This is a genomic window from Vibrio sp. 1F255 (genome assembly GCF_041439145.1).
Taxonomy (GTDB): Bacteria; Pseudomonadota; Gammaproteobacteria; order Enterobacterales; family Vibrionaceae; genus Vibrio; species Vibrio crassostreae_C.
Map to the genome: position 1 here is coordinate 79,321 of NZ_JBGONQ010000020.1, position 11,103 is coordinate 90,423.

The window sequence follows — 11,103 nt, forward strand, 5'->3', positions numbered from 1 at the left end:
CATTGCCACTAAATAATTGTAAATTCGTTGTTTTTACGTCTACCTTATTAAGCATAAAGATGTATAAAAACAAGGAATGTTATGTCTGCATGGTTGTGCTCACTGGTAAACGGATTGAAACACCAGCGAGTCGCAGTATTATCCGCAATCTTGTCTTCACTGATGTTGTCGCTGTTCAGTCTGAACGCCTATGCCAACGAGCAAGATCCTAATATCAACTCTGATATTTCAAAGGCCAACTCTGTAGCGTCACCCGTTAGCTCTGACGCTTTACCTATCGGTTCTAAAGCCAGCTATGTCGGTTCGGAAGCATGTGTTGATTGTCATAGTGAAGAAGTCGCAGCGTGGGAGGGCTCTCATCATGATATGGCGATGAAGCACGCTACAGACGAATCTGTATTAGGCGATTTCAACGATCAAACATTCACTCATGACGGTAAACCCAACCGATTTTTCCGCAAGGGCGAAGAGTTCTGGGTCAATATTGAAGGGCAAGACGGCCACTTTAAAGATTACAAAATCAGCTATACCTTTGCCTTTGAACCACTACAACAATACATGGTTGAATTTGAAGACGGCCGTGTACAGTTGATTCCTTTCGCTTGGGATTCTCGCACTGAGGGCGAAGGCGGTCAACGCTGGTTTCACCTCTATCCTGATACCACCAACACCGATGAATTCTACTGGACCAATAGCGGTCAAAACTGGAACTTCATGTGTGCTGATTGCCATTCAACGAACCTAGAGAAAAACTACGACAGCGCGAGTAATACCTACAACACTACTTGGTCTGAGATTAATGTCGGTTGTGAAGCGTGTCATGGCCCTGCGAGTGAGCACGTTGAAAAGGCTCAGCTAGCAAAAGCTAACGGTGGAAAGGATGCTCCAGTCTCGGCGCATTATGGTTTTGACCGCGACTTGTCGAAGTCGGTCAAAGAGTGGATCTATCAAGAGGGTAATTCAACCCTGCAACCAAAAGACATCATCCATACCAATCAAGTTCAAACCTGTGCTCAATGCCACAGCCGTCGTACTCAGTTAAATGAAACGGGTGATCACGTTAACGGGTCTTTCTTTGATAAGTATCGCTTGAGCTTGATTACCCCAGAGCTTTACCACAACGATGGTCAAATCTACGATGAAGATTACGTTTACGGATCTTTCCTTCAATCCGTGATGGCTGAAAAAGGCGTCACATGTACTAACTGCCACGATCCTCATACCGCTGAACTAAAAATTGCGGAAGAAGCCGTGTGTAGCCAATGTCATATTGCATCAGAATACACGCCTGAAAAGCACACATTCCACGAAGCGAATACTGAAGCTTCACAATGCACGACTTGTCACATGCCAGAGACGACTTACATGGAGGTCGACCCAAGGCGTGACCACAGTTGGCATATCCCACGTCCTGATATTAGCCAACACATTAAAACGCCGAACGTGTGCACTAGCTGTCATGCAGATCAAACCGACCAGTGGGCAGATAAGCAAATCGGTGAGTGGTTCCCAGATTCTAAGTATCGTAATCAGCAGCACTTTGCCGTTGCCTTTTATGCTGACTCGATAGGGCACAGAGGTGCAGAGGATGCGTTGGCATACTCGGCTCAGGACTCTAGCTTAAGCAATATCATTCGTGCATCGAGCTTAGAACGTTTGGGCGGTAATACGGGTAAGAATACGCTTATTTCGCTGGCAAGAGCGGTGAAACATGATGATGAAATGATCCGTTTGAGTGTGGTACAAGGCTCGTCTGGTTTCCCATTCACTGACCGTTGGCAAATTCTAGAGCCGCTACTGAAAGACCCTGTATTGTCGATTCGTTCAGAAACCGCAGGCGCATTAGTGCGTTATTGGGGAGAAATGAACCCTCTGCAGAAAGACCAAATCAAGCCTGCATTAGAAGAGTACATTGAAATACAGCAATTTAATGCCGACAGAGGATTTGGACGTACTAACCTAGGCAACGTTTACCGAGATTTAGGCCAGCACGACAAAGCGATTGAGTTTTATCTAGGCGCTATCGAGATTGAGCCTTATTTCGAAAACAGCTACGCCAATTTAGCGGATTTGTATCGAGCGCAAGGTAACGAGGCAAAAGCGTTGTCGACCTTGAAGCAAGGTATTGAAGCTCAGCCTAAATCGAGTGTTTTGCCATACAGCACAGGATTGTCTCTGCTTCGTGTGAAAGATTACGAACAAGCAACGGACTACCTTAAACAAGCCGCTGAAACTGCGCAAACCGACCCTCAATATTGGTATGTGTACGGATTGGCTTTGGAAAAATCGGATGTGCTTGCGGCAAGTCAATCACTGCATAAGGCTTACCAATTTAGCCGCAACCCACAGCACCTGTATGCCCAGTGTGAAGTGTTGGCGCGAAACAGTCATATACCGGGCGTACCAAAGGCGTTTGAGCAATGTATTTCATCATTGAGCAAAGTGGCACCGCCGGAAGCCATTAACCAATTGAAAGCTAGGTTTAAATAAAGCGATGAGGTGAGCTTGGCTATCGAGCTTGCTGCTTATTCCGCTTGTAACCAATTATCGCGTTTATAACTAATAGTTATGGAGCTTGTGAGTAGGATGTACGCAGCCAGATTGAATTAAGGGAAGACCTATGAACCATGCGCAACAAGCAATAAACCAACTGATTGAACAAACAGAGAAAAGTGTTATCGGTCAGAGCCACGTCGTTCGGGCTCTGGTGATAGGGTTATTGACTAATGGCCATGTGCTTTTAGAGGGACTTCCCGGTACAGCGAAAACTCGCTCAGTAAAATCGCTGGCGAATCTACTGAACACCAGTTTTGGTCGAATTCAATTTACGCCAGACCTGCTGCCATCTGATGTGACGGGCACGGAGGTGTATCAAGAGCTTGATGGAAAGCCTCAGTTGCATTTCCAACCGGGTCCTATTTTCAACAGCATTGTATTAGCCGATGAAGTGAACCGTGCGCCTGCAAAAGTACAGGCTGCTCTGCTTGAAGCGATGGCGGAAGGGACGATTACGGTGGGTGGTCAAACTCACATCCTGCCAGATTTGTTCATGGTGCTAGCCACACAAAACCCAGTTGAGCAAGAAGGTACGTATCCACTGCCTGAAGCACAAATGGACCGTTTCATTATGAAAGTGACAGTCGACTATCCAGAAGATGAAGCTGAACGCGACATCATTCGACTTGTGCGCAGTGAGGAACTCGGTAGCGAGACCAGTTCAGAATTAGTCACGCCACAACATATTGAACCTGAGTTGGTACTTGAAGCTCGGCGCCAACTTCCAGACATTGCCGTTTCTGATTTAGTTGAGAACTACATTGTGGCCTTGGTGATGGCAACTCGTAAGCCAGAGCGTTACCCAGAATCAAACTTGTCTAAATGGATTGAGATTGGTTCAAGTCCGCGTGCTTCCATCGCGTTGGATAAATGTGCTCGCGCTTATGCATGGTTGCAAGGACGTGACTATGTCACGTTGGACGATGTGCGTGCCATGTTACCAACCGTATTAGGTCACCGATTCTCGTTGTCTTACGACGCATTGGCCGATGGTGTTGACCATCAAAGAGTGGTTGAAGAACTGCTCGATAATGTTGAGATTGGATAACTAGGGGGCGTCATGGCGAAGCCAACACAAGCTCCCAAATCGCAAGGCCTTGATCCACGACTGTATTGTGATTATTCAAGGTTAGTGCGAATTCAGGCTCAAGCTGAGTCGTTTTCACTGTTACCTCATTTAAAAGCGGGCAGCGTACTTTCGGGCAGACATAACTCTTTGTTCCGTGGTCGTGGTTTGAACTTCGAAGAATTACGTCATTACCAATTGGGTGATGATATCCGTAATCTCGATTGGAAAGTTACGATGCGAACGGGTAAGCCTCATGTTCGTAGCTATACCGAAGAGAAAGACCGTAATGTGATGATCTGTGTCGATCAGCGCAGTTCGATGTTCTTTGCGTCTCAAAACACCATGAAATCTGTTGTGGCTGCCGAAGTGGCGGCATTGTGTGGATGGCGAGTGCTGAAAGATGGTGATCGTGTTGGTTTCGTTTTGGCCTCGCACCAAAAACTGTTTCATACCAAAGCTCAACGTTCTCAATCTGATTTGTTGGCTCAGCTAAAACATCTTACCAAGGCTAATCAAAGCTTAGGTGTCAGTGTGAGCGATAGCGAAGGTGTTGGATTTAGCCAGTGGATTGAACTGATAAAACGAATGAGATTAAAGCAATCGACCTTAATCTTTATTAGTGATTGGCGAGATTGCCAAGAGCAACATCTTGACCGACTAAAGCAACTGCAACAACACAACGACATCTTAGCCATTATGGTCACCGATCCATTAGAACAATCATTGCCTCAAGATCTGGCAAGCGCAAACTGGGTGGTGGGTGATGGTCGCTTTCAACTTAATCTGGATAGCCAATCTAAGGTTAACCTCGCAAGTGAAAGCCTTGCCCAAAAAGCGGCACTTCAGAAACTGTCCCTTGCTAAATTGATGGCGATGAAAAACCTCCCTTATATAGAATTAGACACGTCGGGCAATCACATATCACAGCTGCAGAAACTAGTGGGAGGGCGCTAAATGGCTGTTGAACATACTCCCCCAAGTACCTATATCCTCCGCGAACTGCACGATGTAGCGATTCCTGACATTGTGAGCTGGGCTCCTCAAACGATCGGCTGGAAGATCCTTGGCGTTATTCTGTTATTGGTCGCTATCTATCTGGCTTATCGCTTGGCGTTAAGGTGGTGGAATAACCGTTATCGCAAAGAAGCGCTTCAAGAACTCATGGTACTGGATGCAAGAGACAAGAACTCAACCGAACGAACCTTTAAAGTCCTCAAAGTGGTGCTTCGTTACCTAGACAGCAGTAATGCCAAGTTGTTTGGCCAAGCTTATGTGAACCGTTTGAACGCTTATCTGCCTGTTAGCGCCAACACGAGTGAAAACAGCAATGCGTTCTTTGCCGATGAAGTTTCGGAATTATGGATGCAAAGCCTAATTGACCCTAATGTGCGTTTGAGCTTTGAACAGCGTTTAGAGGTAATTCAAACCGCGATGATGTGGCTAAAACTTCACAAGCCGAATGTACAGGTAACGGTTGAGGGGCAAGACAATGTTTGATGTTTTATCTGCCAGTTTTGAATTTGCGCATCCGCTGTGGTTTATTGCGCTGCCTTTACCGTTGTTGGTCTACTTTGCGGTGCCAGCTTATCGAACTAAGCAAATGGCGATTAAGGTGCCATTTTTTCGAGAATTGGTAGAAGCGATTGGGGAAGCACCGTCAGAAGGTGCAAGCCAGTTAACTCCAAGCTGGTGGCAACGAACCACGCTCATTATTACTTGGGCATTAGTGGTGTGCGCGCTCGCTAAACCAACCATTCTTGGTGAGCCGCAAGTTCGCGAACAATTAGGTCGTGATGTGATGGTAGTGGTCGATTTATCTGGCTCAATGGCGGAGCAAGATTTCACTTCTAAACAAGGCGATAAAATCTCTCGTTTGGATGCGACCAAAGAAGTGCTGGCTGATTTTGCGACTACCCGAAAAGGGGATCGACTCGGTTTGATTCTTTTTGGTGATGCAGCGTTTGTACAAACGCCATTTACCGCGGACCAAGATGTATGGCTTGAACTGCTTAATCAAACCGATGTCGCGATGACAGGGCAAAGTACGCACTTGGGCGATGCAATTGGCTTGGCGATCAAGGTGTTTGAACAAAGTGAAAAGCAAAGTGCTGCCGTTCAAGATTCAAACGTCGACACCAACGAAAAAGAGAAAGTCGTGATCGTATTAACAGACGGTAATGATACAGGAAGTTTTGTTGAGCCTATCGATGCCGCAAAAGTCGCCAAGGCTAAAGGCGTTCGAATTCACGTTATTGCGATGGGCGATCCGCAAACCGTTGGAGAGGTTGCTCTGGATATGGAAACCATCAAGCGTGTCGCTCAAGAGTCAGGTGGCGAAGCCTTTGAAGCACTTAACCGCGACGAACTGACCAAAGCCTATGCTCAGATTGGTGAGCTTGAACCTCAGTTATATGAAAGTACCACTTATCGCCCTAAACAGGGGCTGCACCACTATTTGATGGCGATTGTTGTAGTGATGTATTTGACCGCATTCAGCTTAGCAACGATACGCCGAAGATCGCTGCTCGCTTCTTCTGTTAAGAATTTGAAAGGAGAGAGTGATGCCTGATTCTCTCACGATACAACAGTTTTTTACCCAGTTTCATTTTATCCGACCATTGTGGTTGTTGGCCTTTATTCCAATGTTTTTCCTGTTATGGGTTCGTTGGAGAGAAGAGACCAAACCAACGTGGAAAGACATTATACCTGCACATTTACGTGATGCATTGACGATTGGCGAAACAGGCTGGCGCAAGCAACTGCCGTTGAAGCTATTGGTGGTAATTGTGACTATCGCCATCATTATCTGCTCGGGCCCAACATGGCAACGTGAAGCATCGCCTTTTGGTGAAGACAAAGCGTCGATGTTGGTTGTGCTTGATAATAGTGAATCTATGCTTGCTAAAGATTTGCCTCCAAGTCGCTTGGAACGATCTAAGCAGAAAATTAGAGACTTATTGGCAGCTCGCAAAGGCGGTAATACGGGCTTAGTGGTTTATGCAGGCAGCGCACACGTGGCGATGCCCGTCACGCAAGACAGCAAGGTGTTTGAACCGTTTCTAGCGGCTATCACACCCGATATCATGCCTGTTTCAGGTAAGTCAGCAGAGGATGCACTGCCACTGATTAATCAGCAACTGTCTGGTGAGTTAGGCTCTTCTGTACTGTTGGTATCAGATGGTGTAAACCCAAGCACCATTAGGGCGTACGAGAGTTTCTTTAACGACAATCCGTATCAGTTGCTCATTCTCGCCGCAGGAAACAGTAATGTGGTGAGCGATAACCCTGTCGACCTAGATTCACTGCGTAACTTAGCGAGTAAGACGGGTGGACGAGTGATTGAAGTGACCGTTGATGATTCGGATATCCAACAACTGAACAGAGCGGTTGAAAGAAACATGCAGCTCAACGGCGAATCTTCAATGCCTTGGAAAGACATGGGCTATGGACTGCTTATTCCAATGGCTTTCATTATGTTGCTATGGTTCAGAAAAGGGTGGTTGGTGCAGTGGTGTGTCGTTGGTTTGATGATCACAAGCAGCATGTATTCACCAGACACTTTGGCGAAAACAGTCAACTTAACCGCTGAGAAACCAGTTGTGGTGGAGTCGGTTACTACTTGGGACAAAACAGCTCAATGGTGGTGGGACTTATGGTTAACGCCCGATCAGCAAGGTCAACGCCGGTTGAATCAGAAAGAATATCTTCAAGCTGCCAAACATTTTACTGACCCAATGCGAAAGGGCGCGGCTTATTACTATGCTCGTGATTTTAAGCTCGCTCACAGTGCGTTTTTGCAAACCAAAACTGACCTTGGTTTGTACAATGCAGCGAGTGCGTTAGCTAGGCAGCGTGAATACCTTGCCGCACGAGACCTCTTGAAATCATTAAGTGAGAAAGAGGATCTGTCACCAGAACTAAGAACGGATGTGGAGAACAATCTTGCTGTGCTTAGTGGAATTGTCGAAGAGGTAAACCGAACCAGTGAAAGCCAGTCTGGAACCACAGATGGCCCTGAAGAATCTTTAGAACTCGAAGACGATCAGCCGCGAACGGGTGATGGCGCTGAAGAAGAAACGGTAGCGGAATTGATGCTTAAGGAAACACTTAACGCGAATGAGATTTTGGGCAGCCAAGAGCTTGCCGACAAGTGGTTAAAGCGAGTAGAAGCCGATCCTAAGTTCTTCTTGAAATCCAAATTCCAAATTCAGTTAAGAGATCCTGCGCCTTCCATCGAACAAGCGTCAAAACAGGAGCAAACGCAATGAGTCGATATGATTTAGCTCTTGAAGCGATTCAATCAAAGAGAGTGCGATTCAGATCCCATAAGTGGCTACTGTCGATGATTCTTATATTGAGTTGGTTTTTTCCTTTTGTTGCTTCTGCTACAGATATCTTCGACCTCCAAAAAAGTGGTGACGTTGAGCTTATCGCTTGGGTAGGGGAAAAGCCAAAGTCAGGCGATAAGATAACGCCGGGCAAAGTCAGCGTAAATGAGCAGGTCATTCTGAACATTGAGGTGGCGACACCGCGCTGGTTAACGGGCGGCACTCGAATCGGCAGTATCGAAATCCCTAACGTTATCGCTAAGCAGCGTAACCAACTCGCGACGAACTACACAGAAAGAGTCGGTGGTACTACATGGTCACGTCAGCGTTGGGAAGTGACGCTTTATCCGATGACTTCCGGTGAGTTTGTTATTCCAACCGTACCGGTTCGTATCCAAGTTTCTGCTCCTGATGGTTCAAACGTGGGCGGTACGCTTTACACGCAGCCGATTAAGTTTGAAGCTTCGTTGCCTTCAGGTTTACTCGATAATGAAACGCCTTGGTTTTCTGCGACAGAAGTAGATATAGAGCAGCAATGGCAACGCTCAAGTGAAGAGCTAAAAGTTGGCGATGCTATTACTCGAACTATCACGATTAAGGCAAAAGACAGCTTTTCTGTGTTGCTGCCAGATGTGCTAACCAATAAGTCCACTAAGCAGTTCCAAGCTTACCCACAGCCCAACCGTTTGGATGACACTCAAGAACGTGGTGATTATCGCTCAAGCCGAGTTGAACAGACTGTATATGTGATTCAGCAGGGTGGTGAGTTTACGCTGCCAGAGTTTTCATTTCAGTGGTGGGACAGCAAAAATCAACGCCTTGAAAACGTGGTGATAAAAGGCGAAGTGTTTGAAGCCAAACACACAGTCCAATCTTTCATCAAGGCCTACATGTCGGTGTTTATTACTGTTGGTTTGGTGTTGTTAGTCTGCATTGCGTTGATTGTTTCGGTTAAGCGTTACTACGCAAACCGCCCAACACCGAGTTGGCTGGTACTACGTCGTTTAGTTAAGCAAGGTAATTGGGCTGCATTAAGAACCTTTATCTACCGTCAATTGCGAAACCAAACCTCTCAGTTAGAACTGAATAAAGTGCAACTGGATAAAGCGCAACATGGTAAATCAAATGGACAAAAGCGTTGGCTAGAAGATAGCGAAGCCCTTCAACAAGGATGTGAAGATAAAAACGTATTCACTCGTTTATGGAAAGGGTTACGTAACTTGCCCAGTGACACATCAAACTCAAGCAATTCTCGTTCAATTGCCGCTCGCTTGAAAATCCCTAAAGCCTTGCCAAACTTAAAAGATAGAACTAAGTAGCAAACTTTAGTTATTCGCATCGAACATAATCGGCAGGTTCTCTACTATGGGGAACCTGCTTCTTTAATATGGAACTGTATGAAAAGTACCGAACTAAATCTAATTCCTATATTTGTTGCTATCTATGAAGAGCAGAACTTATCTAGAGCTGCTAATCGCATGGATATAAGCCAACCAGCAGTGAGTAAAGCACTTGCAAGGTTGAGAGATATCTATGATGAGCCACTGTTTCATCGCACCACATCAGGCGTAGAGCCAACCACATTCGCTATTGATATCTATCCTGCAATGGCCGCTGCACTTAAAAACTTTACTTCTACCTTATCCGCATCAAGAGACTTCGATCCTAAAACCTCAGGCCGCGTGTTTTCCATTGCCTGCGTCTCGGCGGCGAGCTACGAAATGATGCCAAAAGTCATGCGGTTAATCAGCCAAGTCGCACCAGGTATCGCGTTAGAGGTTCATCCTCTGTTTACCGAAGACTATGAGTCTGATTTAAGGCTGCAAAGACACGACGTGATTGTTGATATGACGCCTAAAGGAAGAACCATGCTTAAGCACGAGGTGATTTCTACAGAAGAGCTGGTGGTGGTGTGTAGTAGTGATCATCCTACGGTTGGCGATACCATCGATATGGAACAGTTCTTAGCACTCGAGCATGTGGTGGTCTCTAGGTGGCATGCGCGCAAAAGCTTATTAAGCTCTGAGCACTATAGTGACCTTGAGAAACGTAGAATCGTGTATCGCGCAGCGGGCGTTGTAGAGATGCTTCCTGTTATCGAAGGCTCTGAGTACATCGGAGTAATGCCTATTTCATCAGTGCATTGTTTTGCTGAAAAGTACGCGGTAAAAACACTGCCATTGCCCTTCGAGTTGGAAGACCTCGATATGTGTATGATTTGGCATCCAAGCCGTACTAATGAACCAAGCCATAAGTGGTTACGAGCTAAGATCAAAGCGGCAGCAAAAGAGTTATCAAGTTAGCCTATACAAGGACATAGCCATGGACAGCATTCGCGTGATTTTAAACGGAAAGAAAGCCAATATCCCGGAATTAAGGCAAGCCATCTTTGCGGCGAGGGACAATGATATTGACCTGCAAGTTAGAGTGACTTGGGAATCGTCGGACATGTTTCGTTTGGTAAGCGAGGCAATATGCGATGGTGTTAAGCGTCTGATTGTTGTCGGTGGCGATGGAACGGTGAATGAAGCCGTTAACGCGCTCAACCAGTTCCGTGCCAGTGAAAGACCACAACTGGCGCTTATCCCAATGGGCACTGCGAATGATTTTGCTACCGCAACGGGAATACCTAACGATATTTCGGGTGCTTTTGAACTAGCGCTGGAAGGCAAGGCGTTTGCGGTGGATAGCGCGCGTGCGAATGACCGCTATTTTATGAATGTCGCTGCGGCGGGTTTTGGTGCTGAAGTCACAGCTGAAACGCCTGTCGAGCTTAAAGATTTTCTCGGTGGCGGTGCGTATACACTAACAGGTGTGGTGAAAGCACTTGGCTTTAAGCCCTACAGTGGCACGTTGCCCATAGACAAAGGCAGCTTTACCGGCGAGATCCTTGTTGGTGCTTTTTGTAATGGTCGCTTAGCGGGTGGAGGACAAGAGTTAGCACCCAATGCATTGATTGATGATCGCTGTTTACCCAGTCGGGTATCGAGCTATCACGCGCCACCATGGCAAGGTGGGTTATCCAAGTCAGTGAGAAGTTCGCCCCGCTGTATGCGGCCTTGAAGGAGAACCTACTTCAACAAGTGGTGGTTCAGGCGGATGAAACGCCGCTCAATGTGCTCAAAGAAGAGAAGCAGTGTTATATGTGGC

Annotated in this window: 8 protein-coding genes and 2 pseudogenes; all 10 read left to right on the forward strand. The window is 46.5% G+C overall.

The window, feature by feature from the left end:
- Positions 1 to 81: 81 nt before the first annotated feature.
- A complete protein-coding gene (locus ACED41_RS12670; protein WP_371725078.1) occupies positions 82 to 2,490 on the forward strand; it encodes a tetratricopeptide repeat protein in 2,409 nt (802 codons plus the stop codon).
- A gap of 130 nt (positions 2,491 to 2,620) precedes the next feature.
- Positions 2,621 to 3,604, forward strand: a complete 984-nt coding sequence (locus ACED41_RS12675; protein WP_371725079.1) for an AAA family ATPase — start codon at positions 2,621 to 2,623, stop codon at positions 3,602 to 3,604.
- Between the two features lie 12 nt (positions 3,605 to 3,616).
- On the forward strand, positions 3,617 to 4,579 hold the full coding sequence (locus ACED41_RS12680; protein WP_017060006.1) for a DUF58 domain-containing protein: 963 nt from the start codon (positions 3,617 to 3,619) through the stop codon (positions 4,577 to 4,579).
- Positions 4,580 to 5,122, forward strand: a complete 543-nt coding sequence (locus ACED41_RS12685) for a DUF4381 domain-containing protein (RefSeq protein WP_371725080.1) — start codon at positions 4,580 to 4,582, stop codon at positions 5,120 to 5,122.
- A complete protein-coding gene (locus tag ACED41_RS12690; protein WP_371725081.1) occupies positions 5,115 to 6,194 on the forward strand; it encodes a VWA domain-containing protein in 1,080 nt (359 codons plus the stop codon). The genes ACED41_RS12685 and ACED41_RS12690 overlap by 8 nt, the downstream gene beginning before the upstream one ends.
- A complete protein-coding gene (locus ACED41_RS12695) occupies positions 6,187 to 7,893 on the forward strand; it encodes a VWA domain-containing protein (RefSeq protein ID WP_371725082.1) in 1,707 nt (568 codons plus the stop codon). The genes ACED41_RS12690 and ACED41_RS12695 overlap by 8 nt, the downstream gene beginning before the upstream one ends.
- Complete coding sequence (locus ACED41_RS12700; RefSeq protein ID WP_371725083.1) at positions 7,890 to 9,272, forward strand: BatD family protein; 1,383 nt, start codon at positions 7,890 to 7,892, stop codon at positions 9,270 to 9,272. The genes ACED41_RS12695 and ACED41_RS12700 overlap by 4 nt, the downstream gene beginning before the upstream one ends.
- 78 nt (positions 9,273 to 9,350) lie before the next feature.
- On the forward strand, positions 9,351 to 10,256 hold the full coding sequence (locus ACED41_RS12705; RefSeq protein ID WP_017059228.1) for a LysR family transcriptional regulator: 906 nt from the start codon (positions 9,351 to 9,353) through the stop codon (positions 10,254 to 10,256).
- Positions 10,257 to 10,275: 19 nt separating this feature from the next.
- Positions 10,276 to 10,917, forward strand: a pseudogene (gene yegS / locus ACED41_RS12710) (lipid kinase YegS); the annotation flags it as partial.
- A pseudogene (locus ACED41_RS12715) lies at positions 10,917 to 11,103 on the forward strand (transposase); the annotation flags it as partial. The pseudogenes yegS and ACED41_RS12715, both read left to right, overlap by 1 nt.